Source organism: Rheinheimera marina, from assembly GCF_042654345.1.
GTDB lineage: Bacteria > Pseudomonadota > Gammaproteobacteria > Enterobacterales > Alteromonadaceae > Pararheinheimera > Pararheinheimera marina.
Window position 1 is genome coordinate 341,042 of record NZ_JBHSGB010000017.1, and the last position, 20,665, is coordinate 361,706.

At 51.7% G+C, this 20,665-nt stretch carries 20 protein-coding genes; 9 read left to right on the top strand and 11 right to left on the bottom strand.

Annotated elements, in window-relative coordinates; translation table 11 throughout:
- Window positions 1-103: 103 nt before the first annotated feature.
- From ACFO3I_RS17915 to ACFO3I_RS17965, 11 genes are all read right to left on the bottom strand, one after another.
- The gene (locus tag ACFO3I_RS17915; RefSeq protein WP_377336410.1) at window positions 104-2,017 is read right to left on the bottom strand and encodes a flagellar hook-length control protein FliK; all 1,914 of its coding nucleotides are present in this window, start codon (window positions 2,015-2,017) and stop codon (window positions 104-106) included.
- Window positions 2,018-2,126: 109 nt separating this feature from the next.
- Window positions 2,127-2,567 (bottom strand): flagellar export protein FliJ, encoded by a 441-nt coding sequence (fliJ, locus tag ACFO3I_RS17920; protein WP_377336412.1) that lies wholly within the window; start codon window positions 2,565-2,567, stop codon window positions 2,127-2,129.
- A 2-nt stretch (window positions 2,568-2,569) separates the two neighbouring features.
- On the bottom strand, window positions 2,570-3,907 hold the full coding sequence (fliI, locus tag ACFO3I_RS17925; protein WP_377336414.1) for a flagellar protein export ATPase FliI: 1,338 nt from the start codon (window positions 3,905-3,907) through the stop codon (window positions 2,570-2,572).
- A 12-nt stretch (window positions 3,908-3,919) separates the two neighbouring features.
- Window positions 3,920-4,729 (bottom strand): flagellar assembly protein FliH, encoded by an 810-nt coding sequence (fliH, locus tag ACFO3I_RS17930; protein WP_377336416.1) that lies wholly within the window; start codon window positions 4,727-4,729, stop codon window positions 3,920-3,922.
- Between the two features lie 11 nt (window positions 4,730-4,740).
- Window positions 4,741-5,775 (bottom strand): flagellar motor switch protein FliG, encoded by a 1,035-nt coding sequence (gene fliG / locus ACFO3I_RS17935; protein ID WP_337841101.1) that lies wholly within the window; start codon window positions 5,773-5,775, stop codon window positions 4,741-4,743.
- Entirely contained in the window at window positions 5,768-7,474 is a 1,707-nt protein-coding gene (gene fliF / locus ACFO3I_RS17940) for a flagellar basal-body MS-ring/collar protein FliF (protein ID WP_377336418.1), read from the bottom strand. Before fliF ends, fliG begins: the two co-directional genes overlap by 8 nt.
- 13 nt (window positions 7,475-7,487) lie before the next feature.
- Entirely contained in the window at window positions 7,488-7,823 is a 336-nt protein-coding gene (gene fliE, locus ACFO3I_RS17945) for a flagellar hook-basal body complex protein FliE (RefSeq protein WP_377336420.1), read from the bottom strand.
- A gap of 258 nt (window positions 7,824-8,081) precedes the next feature.
- Window positions 8,082-9,425 carry a sigma-54-dependent transcriptional regulator gene (locus ACFO3I_RS17950; RefSeq protein ID WP_377336422.1) on the bottom strand — a complete coding sequence of 448 codons (1,344 nt, stop codon included), beginning with the start codon at window positions 9,423-9,425 and terminating at the stop codon, window positions 8,082-8,084.
- Window positions 9,412-10,509 (bottom strand): sensor histidine kinase, encoded by a 1,098-nt coding sequence (locus tag ACFO3I_RS17955; RefSeq protein WP_377336424.1) that lies wholly within the window; start codon window positions 10,507-10,509, stop codon window positions 9,412-9,414. Before ACFO3I_RS17955 ends, ACFO3I_RS17950 begins: the two co-directional genes overlap by 14 nt.
- 103 nt (window positions 10,510-10,612) lie before the next feature.
- Window positions 10,613-12,064, bottom strand: a complete 1,452-nt coding sequence (locus tag ACFO3I_RS17960; protein ID WP_377336426.1) for a sigma-54 dependent transcriptional regulator — start codon at window positions 12,062-12,064, stop codon at window positions 10,613-10,615.
- A gap of 134 nt (window positions 12,065-12,198) precedes the next feature.
- A complete protein-coding gene (locus ACFO3I_RS17965; protein ID WP_377336429.1) occupies window positions 12,199-12,996 on the bottom strand; it encodes a flagellin in 798 nt (265 codons plus the stop codon).
- 200 nt (window positions 12,997-13,196) lie between these two features.
- Here ACFO3I_RS17965 and pseB point away from each other — a divergent pair, with 200 nt between their 5' ends.
- From pseB to ACFO3I_RS18010, 9 genes are read left to right on the top strand one after another with little or no spacing between them, the layout of a single operon-like run.
- A complete protein-coding gene (pseB, locus tag ACFO3I_RS17970) occupies window positions 13,197-14,198 on the top strand; it encodes a UDP-N-acetylglucosamine 4,6-dehydratase (inverting) (RefSeq protein ID WP_377336431.1) in 1,002 nt (333 codons plus the stop codon).
- A complete protein-coding gene (gene pseC, locus ACFO3I_RS17975) occupies window positions 14,195-15,343 on the top strand; it encodes a UDP-4-amino-4,6-dideoxy-N-acetyl-beta-L-altrosamine transaminase (RefSeq protein WP_377336433.1) in 1,149 nt (382 codons plus the stop codon). Before pseB ends, pseC begins: the two co-directional genes overlap by 4 nt.
- Window positions 15,344-15,383: 40 nt before the next feature.
- A complete protein-coding gene (locus tag ACFO3I_RS17980) occupies window positions 15,384-16,685 on the top strand; it encodes a motility associated factor glycosyltransferase family protein (RefSeq protein WP_377336435.1) in 1,302 nt (433 codons plus the stop codon).
- The gene (locus ACFO3I_RS17985; RefSeq protein ID WP_377336437.1) at window positions 16,682-16,948 is read left to right on the top strand and encodes a hypothetical protein; all 267 of its coding nucleotides are present in this window, start codon (window positions 16,682-16,684) and stop codon (window positions 16,946-16,948) included. Before ACFO3I_RS17980 ends, ACFO3I_RS17985 begins: the two co-directional genes overlap by 4 nt.
- A 22-nt stretch (window positions 16,949-16,970) precedes the next feature.
- Window positions 16,971-17,672 (top strand): pseudaminic acid cytidylyltransferase, encoded by a 702-nt coding sequence (gene pseF / locus ACFO3I_RS17990; RefSeq protein ID WP_377336439.1) that lies wholly within the window; start codon window positions 16,971-16,973, stop codon window positions 17,670-17,672.
- The gene (pseG, locus tag ACFO3I_RS17995) at window positions 17,669-18,691 is read left to right on the top strand and encodes a UDP-2,4-diacetamido-2,4,6-trideoxy-beta-L-altropyranose hydrolase (protein WP_377336441.1); all 1,023 of its coding nucleotides are present in this window, start codon (window positions 17,669-17,671) and stop codon (window positions 18,689-18,691) included. Before pseF ends, pseG begins: the two co-directional genes overlap by 4 nt.
- Window positions 18,691-19,740: a pseudaminic acid synthase gene (pseI, locus tag ACFO3I_RS18000; RefSeq protein WP_377336443.1), complete on the top strand. Its 1,050-nt coding sequence runs from the start codon at window positions 18,691-18,693 to the stop codon at window positions 19,738-19,740. The genes pseG and pseI overlap by 1 nt, the downstream gene beginning before the upstream one ends.
- A gap of 1 nt (window position 19,741) precedes the next feature.
- A complete protein-coding gene (gene pseH / locus ACFO3I_RS18005) occupies window positions 19,742-20,329 on the top strand; it encodes a UDP-4-amino-4,6-dideoxy-N-acetyl-beta-L-altrosamine N-acetyltransferase (protein WP_377336445.1) in 588 nt (195 codons plus the stop codon).
- A gap of 11 nt (window positions 20,330-20,340) precedes the next feature.
- Window positions 20,341-20,595, top strand: a complete 255-nt coding sequence (locus tag ACFO3I_RS18010; protein WP_377336447.1) for an acyl carrier protein — start codon at window positions 20,341-20,343, stop codon at window positions 20,593-20,595.
- Window positions 20,596-20,665: the final 70 nt, after the last annotated feature.

Consider the following 20,665-nt stretch of genomic DNA (forward strand, 5'->3'; position numbering starts at 1 on the left):
GAATGGCTGATATTATTGACCTCGGCTTCCGGCAAAGGCAATGATAAGTTTCAGCCGGGTTGCTGCTTTGCTAAGCGTTTGATTCATCAGGCCAGCATTCAACTCAAGCGTAGTAGTCAACCACCCGGTCTGAGACAGCGACCTGAATTTGAGTTGCGCTGACCCCTTCGTCTGTGCTGTCACCCTGGTCAGTGCCACCCTGCCGTCCTTGTTGTCCCTGACCTGAGCCTTCAGAGGCCTGCTGACCATGAGAACTGTCTTGCTGCACTGAGCCCTGGCTCAGTTCAATGCCCTGCTGCTGCAGCAGATCACGCAAACGTGGCATTTGCTGCTCCATCAAATCACGGGTCTGGCCATTTTGAACCACAAACTGAACCGACATCTGATCTTGCTGCATGCTGATTTTGATCTGCATCGATCCCAGCTCAGCCGGGTCCAGTCTAATTTCCGCGGTCTGTACCTTATCCCGCACCATCAGCATCATCTGCTCTTTCAAATGCACCGAAGCTTCTGGCTGGATCAGGTTCAGTTTTTGGCCTAATAAATCCGCCTGACGCTGGGCCTGTGGATTCAGGTTTTGCGTTAACTCACGGCTTTGCACAGTTTTTTCCTGCACATTGACCGCCTTTAACTCGTCCTGGAAGCCATGTTGTAACGCCACCCGTTCTGGTCGAGTGCTGCCATCGGCCAACACGTGCAGGAGCGATTGTGGCTGGCCTTGTTGATCCTGAGAAGACGCATCCGCCTCTGACTCTGATTGCGCCAGCGGTTGACTTAATTTCACCAGTTCATCGGCGTTTGATTTTTGCTCAGCTGCATGGCTGCGCGACGCCGCAGCAGATTTAGGTTCAGCCTTCACGGGGTCAGCTTTTGACGCGCTGGTCGTCAGACCTTGCAACAGGCTGAGCTCCAGATCACTGACGTCGTTAGTGGTTTGCACCTGGTCTTTCTGAGCCACAACCTTGTCAGCGGCAAGACCGGCTGATTCTGAGTCTGCAGAGGATTTTGTTGTTTTAACCTGAGCGACCACAGCACTGCTCATCCCTTCTGTTTGCGCAGTAGCTAACGCCTGGGCCACGTCAGCCACAGATTCTGCCTGGTCAACCACGGGTAACTCGGTGTCAGGCGTCTCGGTCACTGGCTTGGATTTATCCGCTGTTGGGTCTGCTTTTGCGCTCTTTGCTTTCTGTCCCGCTTCATCGACGACTTCGGCCTCAACATCGATGGTCTCAGCAGCGATTTGCGGCAGCTCACTAACCTCATCCGATGGAGCCATCTTCGCAGCTACGTCTGAGGACACAGCCTCGCCTTTCGCCGTGGTTAAAGCGGCCTGCAACGCCAGCTTGTCGTTTTGTTGCAATGATTCTGCCGTGGCCAACGCTGTATCCGCCGCCTTGGCACTGTTATTGAGCTTCGCCTGATGCGTGTCCTGACGCAGCTTGTTGCCCAATAAAATGGCGTTATCCAGGTATTTCAATAATTCAAACTCAGTGGAGCTGCTCTCTCCAGATTTTTCAGTGTCCTGCTCTGCCCCACCAGCCAGGGCAGCATCTTCGTCACCGGCATCCAACTGCACGTCGGATGATGTCAGGTCCTTGTCAGGTGATGGCTGCGTAGCGGCGCCGAAAAACTGCGCGTGGTTCTGCGAGCCATCAGCATCGTTCGCTACCAGCTGAGCATTAAGTTCATCTGCTTCGGAGCTTGCTGCAGCTTTGTCTTGGGTAATCAGCTCAGAACCAGTGGCTTTTTCATCTTTGCCTGCTTCAGCCTGAGTGGCGAGAGTGTCGGGCTGCCGCACTTTAGTCGCCGATGTCTGGCCCGCTTTATCGTCCTTGCCCACGGCAAGACTTTGCCTCTTTGCTTTGTGAGCATGGCTGGCGGAGTCCGACTGAACCTGTTGTGCCAGCGCGTCAGAAAAACGACTGTCAGAGTCGGTATCACTCAGGACATTCGCGCCTTTCGCCTGATTTAACGCGCTGTCCCGCCCCATCAGGGTTGTGATCATCAAGTCGGTCATAGGGTACTCCGATTAAGCCCGCGGTGCCTGCGTTGTCGCACCGCCGTATGTTGCCATCTGACAACGTCTGCATATCTGTTCTTCATGTATTCAATTCCCGCGCCATAATTTAAGACACGCGGCGGAAAAACTGCTGGGTGGCAATTTCATCCAGCAACTTCTGTTCTTGCCGGGCAGCTTTGGCTTGCTGAGTTAACTGTTCTTTTTCAATCAACAGCTCCAGAGCCTTGCGCTTTTTTTGCATCTCCAGGTACTGGCGCATGCGTTGCTCTGCTGCGGCTTTCGCCTGCTGCACCGCCTGTTGTTGCTGGCTCAGCGCTTTATCCAGTTTGCTGATAAAGTTCAGATACTGATTAAACTGCCGGCTGGCCATGCCATGCTGGCCCCGCTGCTGGGTTTGTTGCAGATAGTCGGTACGGTAAGCGGCCAGGCCGTCAAACTTTTGTTGCATATTCTGGTAGTTCGCCTGGGCGCCCTGATACAAGGCACGCAGTTTGTCTTCTTTTTCCTGCTGGAACTTCACCAGCATTTGCAGTTGCGCCAAGGCCATCTTTATTTACCTTTTGCAGTCGGCAACAATTGTTCCAGTAATGCCAGACTGTCGTCATAAGGCACCACTTCTTTCATTTCCTGCTGCAGGAAATTGCGGATCTTTGGCATCAGCCCAATCGCCAAATCCAGTTGCGGGTCTGAGCCACGCACATAAGCGCCGATGGCGACCAGATCCTTACTTTGCTGATACGAGGCATAAAGCTGCTTAACGGCTCGGGCCAGTTTTTGATGCTCCATACTGGTGACGGCCGGCATCACCCGGCTGATGGATTTTTCGATATCAATGGCCGGAAAGTGACCACTGTCGGCCAGTTGCCTTGACAGAACTATGTGACCATCCAGAATAGCCCGGGCCGCGTCAGCGATCGGGTCCTGCAAATCATCCCCTTCGGACAGCACGGTATAAAATGCCGTAATAGAGCCCTGGCCTGCGGCGCCATTACCGGCCCGCTCCACCAGAGCAGGTAATTTGGCAAATACCGACGGTGGATAGCCTTTGGTTGCCGGGGGTTCACCCACCGCCAGCGCAATTTCACGCTGCGCCTGCGCATACCGGGTGACAGAATCGAGCAACAGCAGCACATCAAGCCCTTGCTCGCGAAAATACTCAGCCACCTGTACGGCGGTCTCGCAGCCTTTCAGACGCATCAGCGGTGAAACGTCGGCCGGAGCGGCAACCACCACAGAACGGGCCCGGCCTTCTTCACCGAGAATTTCGTCGATAAACTCTTTCACCTCGCGGCCACGCTCGCCCACCAGGCCCACCACAATGACGTCGGCCGAGGTGCCACGTGTCATCATGCCAAGCAGCACAGACTTACCGACACCAGAACCGGCAAACAACCCCATCCGCTGGCCTTTGCCGACAGTAATAATGCTGTTAATCGCCCGCACACCGACGTCCAGCGGGGCGTGGATAGGTTGACGCTGCAAGGGGTTAATAGGTGGTTTTTTGCGACCGCCAAATTCCTGACTCAGCACAGGGCCTTTGCCATCCAGTGGTTTACCAGCCCCGTCAATCACCCGACCAAGCAGCGCCATGGTCAATGGCACCCCTTTGTAATCCAGTAAAGGGGTGACACGGGCACCAGGCACCACTCCTGAGACGTCGTCTTTGGGCATTAAAAAAATGCGGTCGCTGGCAAAACCAACCACTTCGGCATGCAGTTCGCCCGTCGCGGTTTCCACGCTGCAGGTCTGGCCTATGCCAGCTGTGCAGCCAGTGGCTTCCAGCGTCAACCCGACGACACGGACGAGACGACCGGCTAAGGTCGGACGCGAGCGCTGAATATACTGTTCCTGTTGTTTCAGGTGGGCCAGAAGGTCGGTTGCCGCCATGAATGTACCCGGTTAAGAAGGATCCTGTGACTGGCTATGCAAAAAGTGCTCCAGACTTGCAGCAAGTCGTTGTTTCATGCTGCGGTCAATGCTGGATAACGGGGTTTCAATCAGGCAGCCGCCCTGCTCCAGGCTCGGTTCAGCCCGCAGTTGCCAATGGCGCTGTGTCAGTTCAGTTTCAGTGTAATGCTGCTGCAGTATCGCCAGATCGTCCGGGTGCAATTTAATTAAGACGTGTTCGGTTTGCAGCGGCAGCACCGCCACAGCGTCACTGACGGTCTGTAAAATGACGGCTGGGTTGGTTTTGGCTTCGACCGCAATCACGGCTTCTGCCATTCGCAGCGCCAGCTCCGTCAGCTGGTGTTTTACCTGGTCGTTTATCTGGGCCAGGGGCTGCTGCAGCTGGTCCAGCAGTTGTGCCAGTTGCTGCTTGATAGCGTCGACCTCTGCGGCCGCATCTTCCAGGCCCAGCTTTTTGCCTTCGTCCTGACCTTGCTTTAAACCATCCTGCAAGCCTTGGTTCTGGCCATCCTGATAGCCCTGCCCGAACCCCGCGTTTTTCCCTTCAGCAAAACCTTCGTCATAGGCCGCCTGACGGATTTGCTCAATATCCTCAGCCGTTAATGGCTTTAATTCGAGCTCATCCGCCTCTTCGGTTACTGTCACAACCTTCGGATCTGGCCTGGTTTTGTATAACGCATTGGTGCGGTTCGCTGCCTGTTTGTGCTCAGCCTCAAGCATAGGTGCCGGCCATTGCTTCAGTAACTCCAGCAGCTCCTCATCGGGTTCGAATGGCTGCTTACCGCGAAAATGATCGGTCATCTGCTACTCCGTCAGAGGAAATCTTCGCCGCCACCGCCGCCGAGCATAATTTCGCCCGCATCGGCCAGACGTCTTGCCACAGACAGAATTTCTTTTTGCGCCGCTTCGACTTCACTGACACGCACCGGGCCCATGGCTTCCAAATCGTCCATCAGCAATTCAGCTGCTCGTTTGGACATATTTTTAAGGATTTTCTCTTTTAAGTTTTCGTCGGCGCCTTTCAGTGCCTTCATCAGCGCATCCTGCTGCACTTCGCGCAGAATGGTCTGAATGGCGCGGTCATCAACATCCAGCAGGTTTTCGAATACAAACATCAAATCCTGGATTTGTTGTGCCATTTCTTCGTCGTGCTCGCGGATGGCGTCCATCAACTGGCCTTCGACGTTGGTGTCCAGGTAGTTCATGATATCGGCTGCTGCTTTCAGGCCGCCCATCTTCGCCGCTTGCGCACCCGCCTGACCGGCAAATTGTTTTTCCATAATTTCGTTCAATTCCTGCAACGCAGCTGGCTGAACTTCTTCCAGGTTGGCAATACGCATGGTTAAGTCCAGGCGCACCTTTTCCGGGAATTGTGACAGGATTTCCGCCGACTGCTCCGGCTCCAGATAGGACAATACAATAGTCTGGATCTGCGGGTGTTCGTTGCGGATGATATTGGCCACTTGCTTCGAGTCCATCCACTTCAGCGAATCCAGACCCTTGGCACCGCCGCCCAGAATAATCTGGTCGATCAGGTTCGAGGCTTTCTCTTCACCCAAGGCGGCCGTTAAAGCGCGACGGATAAATTCTTCGCTCTGGAAGCCGATGGTACTGAAGTTCTGAATTTGTTCGATAAACAGCTTGTGTACGGCCGCAATTTTTGACTGGTTCAGATCTTCAATCTGCGCCATCGCCATACCCACCTTCTGCACCTGCTTAGGTTCCAGGTGTTTCAGGATCTGCGCCGCATCTTCCTCAGACAGACTCAGCAACAGAATGGCGGCTTTCTCCACGCCATCCAGTTTGCCCACATCAAAGGTGGGTTTGATCGTATCTACATTACTCATCTTCGCTTAACCAGTTTTTCACGACCAAAGAGGACAGTTCAGGTTCGTTGGCTACCAGAGCACGCACCGCTTTTAATAAGTCTTCGTCACCATGCAAGTCCGGCAGCATCAGGGTGCCATCGGCCGCGAAACCAACCGACTTCGCGTCAAATTCTTTGGTCAGCATATCCATGGTTTCATCACCCAGATCCAGACCGCTGCTCAGTGACGCCTCATCATACACCTCTGTGGTGTCTTCTGGGTAAATCAGACGTTTCAACATCGGACGGATCACGGCCAGGATCAGCACAATGATAATCAGAGTGCCCACCAGCAGTTTCATCATCCGCATAAACCATTCTTGCTCGTAAATTGGCGGCTCTTCAGCTGTGACCAGTGCTTCACGGGCAAATGGCACCGACACCACTTCGATGGTATCGCCACGTTGCACGTCAAAACCAATCCCCCCCTGCAATAAACGACGGATATTCGCCAGCTCCGCTTGAGTCCGTGGTTGCGGACCTGCAGCCTCACCTTCGGCCGCAGCCTCGCCAGGTTTATAGTCAACCGCCACGGAAACGCTGATCCGACGGATCACGCCAGATTGCTGCGTTGAATGGCTGATGGTGGTATCCAGCTCATAGTTCTTGGTAATTTCTTTGCTGTTGCGGCCAGGGATCACCGGCTGTGTGCCTTCGCCTGCCTGTTCAGGAATATTGCTGTTCAGCGGTGGCTGATTAGACAAAGCGCCAGGAATACCGCTGATATTGCCACCCACACTGTTTTGCTCAATGCTCATCTCACTGCGCACTGCAGGTAAATCCGGGTTAAAGCGCTTTTGAGTTTGTTCGACGGCCGTAAAGTCCATCAACAAGTCGACCTGAGCGGTGTAGTTGTCCACACCCAGCACTGGGATCAGAATAGAGTCAATTTTCTGACGATACTCTTCTTCCCGCGAACGTTCCATTTCGTATTCTTTGCGCACCCGGGCAGAACTGGCGTCTTGCGATCCACTATTGAGCAAACGCCCATTCTGGTCGGTGACAGTGACCCGGCTTGGCTCCAGACCCTGCACCGCAGAAGCCACTAAATCAACAATGGCGTCCACTTCACTTTCTTTCAGGCTTTTATTGCCTTTGACACTGATCATCACAGTGGCAGAAGGCTGCTTTTCGCGACGGGCAAAGATGTTTTCTTTTGGAATAGCTAACAAGACGCGGGCCGAGGCGACGTTTTGCATTTGTTCGATGGTGCGGGCCAGCTGCTGTTCACGGCTGTGCTTTAAGCGTTCGGTTTCCAGACGCTGACTGACACCAAAGCCACTGTCCTGCATCAGGATTTCATCACCAGAACTTTGTTGCTGTTGCACGCCGGCACGCACCATGTCCAGCTTGATATTCTGGTACTCGTCGCCATTGACCAGAATGGTACTGCCTTCGAGTTTGTAATCAATTTTCTGGGCGTCGAGGTAATCCAGTGTAGTGATTAATTCCTGGGTTTCAAAGGTGCCCAAAGGCCTCATTTCCGGCTCGCGGGCCCAAAGAATAATCAGCACGGCGATCGCAATACAGATGGTCAGCGCGACAATCAGACTGATCTGACGCACCATATCCATACCGCCGACTGAACCCAGGAAGCCAGATTTCTGCTCCTGCTGGTCCGGCATCTTGCTAAATTCGTCGGATGCCAGAGCCAATTCTGTTGATGTACTTTCCGCCACCTTCTACTCCTTACTACACAGGCATCGACATAATTTCTTTGTACGCTTCCACCAGCTTGGTGCGAACCTGCACTGTGGCATCAAAGGCCAGCGATGCTTTTTGACCGGCAATCATGGCTTGCGCCAGGGAGACACGTGGGTCGCCCATTTCTACTGCGGTGCTCAGGTTACGGCTTTCCCCTTGCAACGCATTGACATTGTCCAGAGCGCCTTTGAGCATCGCGGAGAAATCCGACTGGCTGGTGTTGATGGCTGGCTCTTTCGGCAATGCCAGATCCGCCGATACAGCACGGGATTCCAGCATCATCGATTGCATTTCCTGGTAGAAGCTATGGCCCTGGATTTTCATGGTAAGCACCTGTCAAAACTTTGTTGTCGGCTTCAGATAACAGGGAATAAGCACAAGTCGTGCCAGAGTCATGATTCGCGAATCAGAGCAGCAACAGAACACAACAAGTCAGACATAACACATTGATTTAAAACAGACTTAAGAACTGAATCAAAGTGATGATTTTGAATAATTTCAAAAAAGCAGCGTCAAATTTAACGAATAAGCCAGTGGCAGCTAACGCTGCCACTGGCTTAATAAAGAGGGATTAGATGAGCATCAGGCTGGTAACTGAATACCAGATTCACGCATACGCGCCAGCTTGTAACGCAAGGTCCGGGCACTGATCCCAAGCCGCTCGGCCACGTCTTTACGACTGTTGGCACAGGCTTTCATGGTTTCCAGAATAATCCGGTGTTCTTGATCATAGAGTTCAGACTTAAACAGACTCAGATCCGGGTCCTGCACTGTCGGCACGGCAGGTGCCGAACTGACAGGTACGATTTCCAGCAGAATATCTTCAGCATCGATCAGCTCACCGTCAGAGATAATTAAAGACCGCTGCATAATGTTGTCCAGCTCGCGGACATTCCCAGGCCAGCTGTGTTGTAGCAGTTTCTGCTGAGCGGCCGGAGTCAGCGTTGGTGTCGCTAACCCAGTCTGACGACTGTGCCGTTCCAGCAAATGCTGCGCTAACGGCAGAATATCTGCAGGACGCTCTGCCAGTGCGGTCCAGGTTAACGGAAACACGTTCAGCCGGTAGAACAAATCTTCGCGGAAATGCCCTTCCGCCACCGCCTGCTTTAAATCTCTGTTACTGGTGGCCACCACCCGCACATCCAGTTTGACCGTTTTACGGCTACCCAAACGCTCGACTTCGCGCTCCTGCAGCACCCGTAATAATTTAGCCTGAAGGTTCAGGTCCATTTCACTGATTTCATCCAGCAGAATGGTGCCTTGCTGGGCTTGTTCAAACTTACCGGGGCAAGACTGAATGGCACCGGTAAAAGCGCCTTTTTCATAGCCAAACAAGGTGGCTTCCAGCATGTTTTCCGGAATGGCTGCGCAGTTAATCGCAATAAAAGGACCACTCTGACGCGGGCTTTGCTGGTGAATATAGCGGGCCAGCACCTCTTTACCACAGCCACTTGGTCCCAGCACCAGCACGTTCGCATCAGAACGAGCCACTTTGGCGGCTAAACGGATTAACTGCTGACCTTGCTCAGACGCCACCACAGGCTCAATCGCATCCACGGTTTCGGTCAGCGCATAACGGGCCACCATATTGACCAGGACTTCGGGCGCAAAAGGTTTGGCCAGGTAGTCCACAGCGCCCTGACGAATAGCCAGTACTGCATCATTCACATTGGCGTACGCGGTCATCATCAATACAGGCAACGCCGGGTAGTTCAGCTTGAGGCTTTTGAGCAGTTCAAGGCCGGAAACCGACCCCATCTGCACATCACTGACCACCAGCGCCACTTTATGCTGTTTTAATAAGCTCAGTGCCTGCTCGGCGTTTTCAGCCTGCAGCACCTGATAATTGGCCAGGTTCAGCGTATCGGCCAAAGCTTCACGTAAGCCTGCATCGTCTTCAACCACCAGAATGTTAGTTGTGTGCATAATCCAACTCCTGCGGCTGCATCACCGCCTGATACAAAGGGAAAACCAATTCAAACCGTGCGCCACCACTTTGGCTGCTGCGATAGCGCACCAGACCGTTATGGGAATGCACAACCGCCTGCACCACGGCCAGGCCCAAGCCAGTGCCCTGACTGCGAGTGGTGAAAAAGGGCTCAAAAATTTGTTGCTGTAAATGAGCAGGCACGCCAGGGCCATTGTCTTCTACCGCGATCAGCACTTGGTGTGGGTTGTCTGGTGCCAGCCGGGCTTCCAGTTTTAACAAGGCACCGGGGCCGATGATTTGCATGCTGTTCTGCAGCAGGTTCTGAATGGCGCCCGCCAGGCTTCTGGCATTGCCAAGAATTTGTACATCCGGCTGCGGCAATTCGACCTGAATTCGCCCTTGCTGCTGTTCAATCAATACTTCAACACCGGCAAAGACTTCGCTCAGGAGTTGTTGCATAGACAAAGGCACCACCTGCTGTTCGCGGCCAGCCCGGGCAAACAACAATAAATCATTGACCTGCTGCTCTAAATCCTGCAGCCGCGCCACCAGCTTATGCTGAAATTGTTCGCGGGATAACGGGTTTAGCTTCGGACTGCCCAGGTTCTGCGCGTACAGCAGCGCTGAAGACAACGGAGTGCGGATTTGGTGAGCTAAAGACGCCATCATGCGCCCCAGCGTCGACAAACGCTGTAAGTGCGCCATGCGGCTTTGCAACTGACGGGTTTCCGTCAGATCGGTCAGTACGATCAGCTGGCCTGTTTCGGGCTCCATCGAACTGATTTCCAATTTGACCCGACTGCCGTCCTGCAACGAGACTTCCATGCCATCATCACTGCGAGGCCGGAATGCTCTGCTGATAATATCCAGCCAGCGCTGGCCAATTAAAGGTTCGCCCAGCATGGACCGCGCCACCGGATTCGCCTGTGCGACAAAGCCACGTTCATCCAACACCACGATGCCTGTCGGCAATTTGTGGATCAGATGCTCCAGCCGTTTTGCTGTGCGAATAGCATCCGCACAGTGTTCAGCTTCTGACTGCACCGCTTCAATGGAAACATAGGCATAGGCTCTGCTCATGGCAACCTCGCAAAACTTTGACATTCGCCAAAGCTATGCACAAGGTATGCCACAAATATTATTATTTTAAATCAGAAGGTTAAGATGGCGTTTTTTTGACGGCTTAGCTTTCGTCACGCATCAGATTGTATTTACGCATCTTCTCCACCAGCGTGGTCCGGCGTAAACACAGCAGGTCAGCTGCTCTTGCGACCACATAGTCATGACGCTCCAGCGCCTGAGTGATCAACGAGATTTCCAAATCGGCCAGGAAGTCTTTTAAATCCATGCCGTGTTCAGGCAATACCGAATAATCGCCAATGACCTGGTCAAGGTCCTCAGGATCAGTTGCAGAGTCGTCTTCCTCCTCGCTGAACTGGAACAGTTCATTCAGCGCATCACGCTCCTGCAAGGCATCCGGGTAGTGCGGCACATAAGTTTCCACATCCAGATGACGGTACTTTTGTGGCAACTCTGCCACATCCACCACCTGATTCGGATACATTATCGCCATACGTTCGACCAGGTTTGCCAGTTCACGCACATTGCCCGGCCATGCATGCAGTTTTAAACTCTCCAGCGCCCGCTCTGTAAACTTGACCCGGGCATGCCCCTGCTGTTCAGCCCGCAACACCAGCTCCTGCACCAACGCAGGTAAATCATCGGCCCGCTCACGCAGTGCCGGGGTTTCAATAGGAAATACATTGAGCCGGTAAAACAAGTCTTCACGGAAACGGCCGTCTTCAATCATTTGTTCCAAAGCACGGTGAGTTGCCGCAATAATACGGACATCGGCCTTAATAGGCTGGCTGCCACCAACCCGCTCATAGACCCGCTCTTGCAGTACCCGCAGTAATTTAACCTGCATGGGCAATGGCATATCGCCGATTTCATCCAGAAACAATGTGCCGCCCTGAGCCAGCTCAAAACGCCCTTTACGGGTGGAGATAGCGCCGGTAAATGCGCCTTTTTCATGACCAAAGAGTTCGCTTTCCAGCAGCTCCGCAGGGATGGCGCCACAGTTTAGCGGCACAAAAGGCCCTTCAGCCCGGTTAGATAACGCATGAATATTGCGGGCGACCACTTCTTTCCCAGTGCCGGAATCGCCCAGGATCAACACATTGGCGTCGGTTTTTGCAACTTGCTGAATAAGAAAACGAACTTGCTGCATGGCCGGCGTTTGCCCGACCATGCCGATAAATCGATGCTGTTCAGTCTGACTGCGCTGACCCGGCAGTAAACGATGGTACTCCTGACAGTCCCGCAGCAATTGGGTAAAAGATGCGTAAGCGAAAGGCTCTGTCAGCAAACCGACCGCATTCGGCTGTGCTAAATGCAGCTTCAGATTGTCGCCAACCAGTAAAAAAGCGCAAAGCGGATGTTGTTCAATAAATTGCTGGTGTTGTTGCGAGGTTAAAGCCCCTAATAACACCACAGCTTTTGGATCGTTTTGCAGAAAGGCAGACAATTGTGCCTCTTGCAGTACCTGAGGCTCTTCACCAATGAAGCCAAGTACGGCAGCCAGACGAAGGGCTCTGGACTCGTGCTGATCAAGAATATAAAGCTTATTGCTCATAGGCTTATAAAAAAGGACTTTTTATCCGATGTGCTTTTTTATTCCATTGTACAGCGGAAGCGTCAGCTTGCAAGGTAAAACGCTGGATTTTTGACACCAGTGTCAAAAATCCAGCGCGAGGAGATGACGAAGGACTAACTTAGCAGTTGCAGAGCGCGTTCAGCCGAGATCCGGCTTTGGGCAGTCACCGCCAAAGAGCTCTGTTGCATTACATCATTGGCCGCTTTTTGCGAGCTGGCCTGCGCATAATCCAGGTCTTCAATCCGGCTGCGCGCCGCTGAGGTATTCACTTCCTGCTCAGCCAAGCTGTTGATAGCCGAACTAAAACTGTTGATACCAGCCCCCAGACTCGAGCGGTTGGAATTGACCAATTGGGTAAAAGACTCCAGTGATGCCTGCAGGTTGCTGCGCCCTGCACTGCTGGTCAGGTCAATGTTATCCAGCCCCACATTACTGAATTCGCTGCTCAAATCGCCGGTTTCCAGTTGCAACTGACCGCTGCCAGATTCAAAACTGAGTGTATTGCCCCCATCAAACAACTTTTGCCCAGCAAAACTGCTACGGCTAAGCTGATCGGTAATGCCTTTGCCAAGCTGGGTTGCCTGGTCCTGCAAAGCCGCCAAATCACTTTGGGTATAGATGCCGTTGCCGGCCTGCACATTCAACGTTTGCAGCTGCTGCAGACTGTCCGACACCCCGGCCAGAGTACCTTCAGCCGTCTGTGCCAGTGAAATACCATCGTATAAATTGCGTATTCCTTGATCAGAACCGTTAATCTGCGAAGTCAGCCGGTCAATGATTTGTAAACCGGCTGCATCGTCGGCTGCGCTGTTCACGCGTTTTCCTGTGGCCAGTTTTTTCAGTAAATCATTGCCTTCATTGCTGCTGGTGCGAAGTGAGTGATCGGCAATTGAATTTGGGGTAATTTTCATAAGTATAACCTCCAGAGAGCACAACTAAAGGATACTGCATGCTCTGGCTGTTCAGCAAATAATCAGGCAAACACGGAGGCCATCTAAATTTAAGAACCAAACAGTCAAAAAATAAGCTGTTAAAAACCAATAACATTCCAATGTTGGAATAAAATGTGCTAGCGTCTACAAAGCTCTGGGTGGAGGATTGGGAGAGACCCATGTTTAACAATAAAAGCATACTGATCACTGGCGGGACTGGCTCATTTGGCCACAAGTACACTGAAACCTTGTTAAATCGCTATAACCCGAAGAAAGTGATTATATTCTCCCGTGATGAGCTGAAACAGTATGAGATGCAACAGAAATTTGACAGCCCCAACATGCGCTACATGTTAGGTGATGTCAGAGATCAGGAAAGACTGATTCGAGCCATGCGCGGTGTAGATTATGTGATCCATGCCGCAGCTTTGAAACAAGTCCCTGCCGCCGAATACAACCCGATGGAATGCATTAAAACCAATATCAATGGCGCAGAGCATGTGATCAACGCCGCCATTGAAAATAACGTCGAAAAAGTGATTGCGCTCTCCACCGATAAAGCGGCCAACCCGGTCAACCTGTACGGAGCGACCAAACTGGCCTCAGACAAACTTTTCGTTGCTGCCAACAATATTTCCGGTGGCAGCAAACCACGTTTCTCCGTAGTCAGGTATGGCAATGTCGTAGGATCCAGAGGTTCAGTAGTGCCGTTTTTTGAAAAGCTGATCCAGCAAGGCAGCGATCATCTGCCTATTACACACCCGGAAATGACCCGTTTTTGGATCAGCCTGCAACAAGGCGTCGACTTCGTGCTGAAAAACTTTGAGCGGATGCTCGGCGGTGAAATTTTCGTACCCAAAATTCCATCAATCCGTATTGTTGATTTGGCTAAAGCCATGGCACCGCAATTACCGCTGAAAGAAATTGGTATTCGCCCCGGTGAAAAACTGCATGAGATGATGTGTCCCGGTGATATGTCACATAACACCTACGAATTCGACGATCATTACGTAATTGCTCCTGCCATTAAGTTTTTTAGTCGCAGTAACGATTTCTCAAGCAATGCCCTGCAGGAACAGGGCCGATTGGTAACGCCTAATTTTGAATATGTGTCGGATAAAAACCCGCATTTTTTGCGTGCTGATGAGCTTCAGAGTTTTAATCAGGAAGCAATGAAATGATCCCCTATGGGCGTCAACATATCACTCAACAAGATATTGATGCCGTAACCGAAGTACTGCAAAGCGATTTCCTGACCCAGGGGCCAGTGGTTCCAGCCTTCGAGCAACGTCTCTGCAAACTGACAGGAGCCACCTATGCTGTGGCAGCAAGTAATGCTACTTCAGCTCTTCACTTGGCATGTTTGGCATTAGAGGTTGGACCTGGTAGCAGAGTCTGGACCTCTCCAATCAGCTTTGTTGCGTCAGCAAACTGCGCATTGTATTGCGGCGCAATCATCGATTTTGTCGATGTCGAGCCTGACAGCGGCAATATGTCTGTCATAGCTCTTGAAAAAAAGCTGCAACACGCCGAAGAAAATAATCAGTTGCCTCAGGTTCTGATCCCTGTCCACCTGGCAGGGCAAAGTTGCAATATGCAATACATTTATCAGCTGTCTGTGCGTTATGGTTTTCGTATTATTGAAGATGCTTCGCATGCGGTTGGCGCCAGTTACCAGAACTCAGCTGTCGGCAGTTGCCAGTACAGCGACATTACCGTATTCAGTTTTCACCCTGTCAAAATAATTACCACTGCAGAAGGCGGTATGGCACTGACTAATCAAGCGGTGCTTGCTGAAAAAATGCAATTATTGCGTAGTCACGGTATCACTCGCGCTGACGAGTTGATGACCGAACCCAGCCACGGGAGTTGGTATTATCAACAACTGCAATTGGGTTTTAACTACCGGATGACCGAGCTGCAAGCAGCTTTAGGCCTTAGTCAATCAGAACGACTGAGTGAAATAATTAAGAAACGTCAGCTTCTTGTCGCTTCATACCAACAGCTGCTGGCTGGTTTACCTCTGGAACTGCCTTCTGTACCGAAAGACAGGATTTGCGCATTTCATTTGTACATAGTGAGACTGGCCGATAAAACGCAGCGCAAAGCGGTTTTTGACAAATTACGTTCAGCAGGTATTGGAGTGAATGTGCATTACATTCCTATTCATTCCCAGCCTTACTATCAGGCGCAGGGGTTTCGGTGGGGCACCTACCCAATGGCTGAACAATTTTATGAAACTATTATCAGTTTACCGCTGTACCCAGAACTTACTCTGGAACAGCAAAGCTATATTGCAGAGCAATTGAGACTGGCACTGGCCTGAGTTCCTGCAACACAGCGTCAGAATAGGTACCTGATTTAAGATGAATGAGTGTTATCAGCAAAATCTGAGCATTATTGCGCGGCGATGGCCAGAGTTACATCAACGACTTAGCGCAATCTCTCCGTCGCTGGATACCCTGAATGTGCTAGATGGCCAAGACAGTACCCTGCTTATTAATGGCGTTCAGTTGACCAGCCGCCACAATCGACAAGCCGAAGCTGAACTGCAAGCCAGACAAATTGCTGAAGAAAGCCCAATTATTGAGCTTTACGGCACTGGCCTTGGCGACGTACAGCGCGAATTGCTGCAACGTCTCGCGTTAACACAACTCAATGTTCATATCCTCAGTGAACATATATTTTTGTTGGTGATCCAACTGATTGATCAGAGCTTTTGGCTAAATGACCCCAGAGTCAGCCTTCATTTTGCCGCAGATCATCAAGAGCTTCGCTTTCCACATATCGCGTTACCAGCCGATCTCGTTCTGGTCAGCGATATGAATGTCAAAATTAAAGAGCGTTTGATTGCCCAAGGCGATATAGCCTATAGCAATAAGCACATTCAACAAGAAACTGATGTTTACGCACATAGAATTCTCGATAACCAGCCATTCTGGAGCAATGATGCGTTGGTGCAGCAACTTTATGCATCGGTTCCGCCTGAGCAGCAGGTGTTCGTTATTGCATCTGGCCCATCGCTTGAACAACACTTCGATTATCTATCCCAAAGGCAACAAACGGAGCATCGCAGGCCATTACTGATTGCCGTTGATACGGCGTTACAACCTTTGCTGCAACACGGTATTGAGCCAGATTATGTTGTAACCCTTGACGTCAAAATTAGTCTACCACGGCTTTTGTCAATCCCAGTATCTTCACGAGTTGGCCTGGTGTACTTCCCGTTGTCACAGACTCAAGTATTGGAACATTGGCCAGGGCCACGCTACATCGCCTTAAACGCTTCGCAGGCATTTGCTGAATTGCAGCAAACTCTGACAGCAGACTCCCTGTTTATTCATGGTAGTGTGATACATCCTGCTCTGGATTTGGCCGTGAAAATGGGAGGAAAACACATAGTGTTGTTTGGGGCTGATTTTGCGTTTGCAAATGATAAAACACACGCCTCCTGGCAAGATGGGGCTTTGGGTCTTAGAGTGAACCAGACTCGTGACTGGACATTAAATGGTTATGGAGAAAAAGTGAAAACCTTGCGCAACCTGCAAAGTTACTTGATTGGCGTTGAGCGGTACATTCGGCAATTTCCGACGGTTCGTTTTTATAACTCTTCCAAGGCCGGAGCGCAGATCCAAGGGACCACCTATTTCCCGGAGTTGTTTCCATGAGCATGGTCACCGAACACTTTCTGAATGCATGCAACGACATTGCAGCCAACTTTCGAATTGGCCACAATATTCAGGCTCAACAAGCGCTTCCCGCATTGGTAGAAGCCTTGATCCAAAGCGTCGAAGGACAAGACGCGGAAAAGACCCTGCATTTGCTTCAACTAGTGAAAAGCATTCGGGAGTGTCAGGAGCGGCATGATTGGCTGGGGTTAGCAGACTACCTTCAGTTTGAGTTGGCAGAGCTGTTGAGTCAATTTAATTAATGCAGCAAACTCGGAGAGGGCGATGAGGCTGGCAATTATCCCTGCCCGGGGTGGCAGCAAACGTATTCCGCGTAAGAACATCAAGTTATTTTGCGGACAACCCATGCTGGCTTACCCTATTCAGGCCGCTCTGGACAGTGGTGTAGCCGATAAAGTAGTGGTCTCGACCGATGACGAAGAAATAGCAGACATCGCTTTGCATTATGGAGCCGAAGTGCCCTTTTTACGACCTGCCGAACTGGCAGATGATCACACAGGGACCACTGAAGTGATCCGAGACACACTGCAACGTTTGTTAGCTTCAGGCTGGGACATCAGTCACTGCGCCTGTATTTATGCAACAACTCCCCTGCTCAGCGGCGCGACGATCCGGCTGGCGTACGAACAGCTAGTCAGCACCCAGGCTGACTATGTGTTTACCGCTGCCCGCTTTTCTTTTCCGATTCAACGAGCCTTGTTACAAAGCCAGCAGGGAGGAGTCATACCTTTTGACCCACAGAGCATCGGTAAACGTTCACAAGATTTAGCAGAAACATTTCACGATGCAGGCCAACTGTACTGGGGCCGTTCTGAAGCCTGGCTAAAGGCATCACAGACACTGTTTGGCCCCAATACTAAAATGCTGGTGTTGCCACATCATCTGGTGCAGGACATTGATACCCCGGACGACTGGCACCGCGCCGAACTGCTGTATCAGTTGCTGAAACAGGCTCCAGCCCCATGAAGGTGATATTTCGGGTGGATGCGTCAATTCAGACAGGCTCAGGCCATCTGATGCGCTGCCTGACACTGGCGCAGGCCTTAGATCAACAAGGGTTTGACTGCGGGTTTATTTGTCAGGATTTGCCCGGTCATCTGACGGCACTGGTACAGGCTCAGGGCTTCAAGGTGCAGTTGCTTGCGCCAGACACAGATGAAACGACCGATGCTGAGCGCTGCCTGGCTTTTCTGGTTGAGGCTGTGGATTTATTGGTGGTGGATCATTACCGGCTTGGCGAAAGCTATACCAGCCGGATGCGCGCCAAAGCCAGACAGATTATGGTGATTGACGATCTGGCCAACCGCAAGCACGATGCCGATCTGCTGCTGGATCAGAACCTGTTACCGGACTCATCAGAACGTTATTCCGCTTTGGTTTCGTCAGACTGCCGACAGCTGCTAGGGCCTGAATATGCACTGCTCAGGCCTGAGTTTTATCAGGCTGGCAGCGCAGAACGCAGCCGTTTGCTGGTAAATTTTGGCGGCACCGACCCCGATAACCTGACATTGATGGCGCTGGACGCGCTGGAAACACTAAAGCCGCTGAGTATTGCCGCCGATATAGTGGTTGGGCAAGCTTACCCGCAAGCGGAGCTCGTTCGACAACGTTGTGCAAAAGAGCCGCTCTGGCAGTTTCATCAGCAATGTGACTACATGGCTAAATTAATGCAAAGCGCAAAAATTATGCTAGGAGCTGGCGGCAGTACTCACTGGGAACGTTGCTACAGTAGCCTGCCAGCCCTGGTGATCACTGTTGCAGAAAATCAGCGGCTCACAACTCGATTTCTACATAGCCTTGGCGCTTGTATCTGGCTGGGGGATGCGGTCAGCCAAACCAAAGAGTTGCTTGCCCGAGCCATCATGGACAGCTGGAACAACAAGGCACTGTTACACCAGATGGCCAGCCAAGCCAACGCGCTGGTGCCCCGCGATGCTGGTACGCCCGCCGTCGTCCGGGCAATTACTGAATTGATGAGGTCTTAATGCACGATTTTTACATTGGTAACCGCAAAATTGGCCCGACAGAAAAACCTTTTATCATTGCAGAGCTGTCAGGCAATCACGATCAATCGCTGGAAAAAGCACTGGCGATGATCGATGCTGCGGCAGCGTGTGGTGCGGATGCCATTAAACTTCAAACCTATACAGCTGACAGCATGACCCTGGATCTGCACGAAGGCGATTTTGTAATCCATGATGAAGGAAATCTGTGGCAGGGCCGCTCGCTGTATAGCCTTTATCAGCAGGCGATGACACCATGGGAATGGCATCAGCCCTTATTCGAGCGGGCCAAGGCGCATGGCATGCTGGCCTTCAGTACTCCTTTTGATTGGAAGGCAGTTGAGTTTCTGGAGGGTTTGAATGTGCCTTGTTATAAGATTGCGTCCTTTGAGAACAGCGATCATACCTTGCTGGCCGCCGTCGCCCAAACCGGCAAACCTGTGATCATGTCCACTGGCATGGCCACACAAACAGAGCTGGCTGAATCGGTGCAGGTGTTGAGGGAGCATGGCTGCAAAGAGTTGATTCTGCTTAAATGCACCAGTCACTACCCTGCCGACCCTGTGGATGCGAATTTACTCACTATCCCTCACTTGGCCGCTCTGTTCGATTGCCTGGTGGGTTTGTCTGATCACACAGCAGGAATAGGTGTAGCTGTCGCCAGTACGGTACTCGGCGCCACTGTGATTGAAAAACACTTTGTACTGGACCGCAGTGAAGGGGGCGTAGACGCAGAGTTTTCATTGGAACCAGTTGAGTTTAAAGCGCTGGTCACCGAATGTCACAGAGCGGCGGTGGCTTTAGGCCGTGTCACCTACGGCGGTACAGAAAAAGAGCAGGCGTCACGCAAGTTCCGCCGGTCCTTGTATATTGCCGAAGATATGCAGGCCGGGGATATTTTCACCGAACAGAATCTGCGGTCGGTGCGACCGGGCATGGGCCTGCCACCGAAATACCTGCCGATGTTGCTGGGGAAAGCCATTAAAACAGCTGCCAAAAAAGGCACAGCCACCCACTGGGATATGCTGTGATATGACACAAACCCGGTTTTATCCGCTCAGCCGCTTCAGCCCACTGACGGCACAGGAATCTGAGCTGGTGCTGAGTTGGCGCAATCAGCCCCATATCCGGCGTATGATGCATCAGGATGCAGAAATAAGCTTCGAACAACATCAGGCTTGGTTTGCTGACATTAAAGGGCGTTCCGACAGAGCTTTTTTTGTGTTTTACCAAAACGATAAAGCCATTGGCGTGCTGAATTTCAGCAAAAAAACTGACCATAGCCTGGAATGGGGCTGCTATTTGGGGGAAACACAAGTGTGGCCCGGCTCTGGCCTGCTGCTTGAAATAGCGGCTCTGGACTATGCGGCTTCTCAGGCCGATATTCAGACACTGTATGCCGAAGTGCTGTCATTGAATAAGAATGTGCTGAAACTGCACCAGCTTTTTGAATATGATGAAGATTCATGCCGACAAGGCGGATTCAGAGATCAGGAGGTTTATCAGGTGCATTGCTTCAGCTATCCTGTGCAAAAATGGCAACAGGAACGCCAGCGCATTCTGCATAAATTGCCTCCGGCTATCCGGGAAGCGGCAGCCCTTATTACTTTTACCGACTAAGAGAAAACAACGTGGATATTGAACAACAGATCCGGGATGCCATGCAGCAAGTGGCCGAGCTCACCCAATGCCAGTTGGTGACACCAATCACTGATGAGACCGTGTTACTGCAAAGCGGGCTCGATTCGTTAGGTTTTGCCATGCTGGTGGCTCAACTTGAAGAAACTTTAGGCATAGACCCGTTCAGTCAGATGATGATTGCGGTCTACCCCTCTACCTTTGCTGAGTTTGTCGGTATTTACCGTCAGGCGACAGCGCAGCAGTAATGTGGAAAAAGCCGTGAGTCTGCTCCACCAGTTACAACAGCTTTCCTTTAACAATACAGCACTCCGGTCT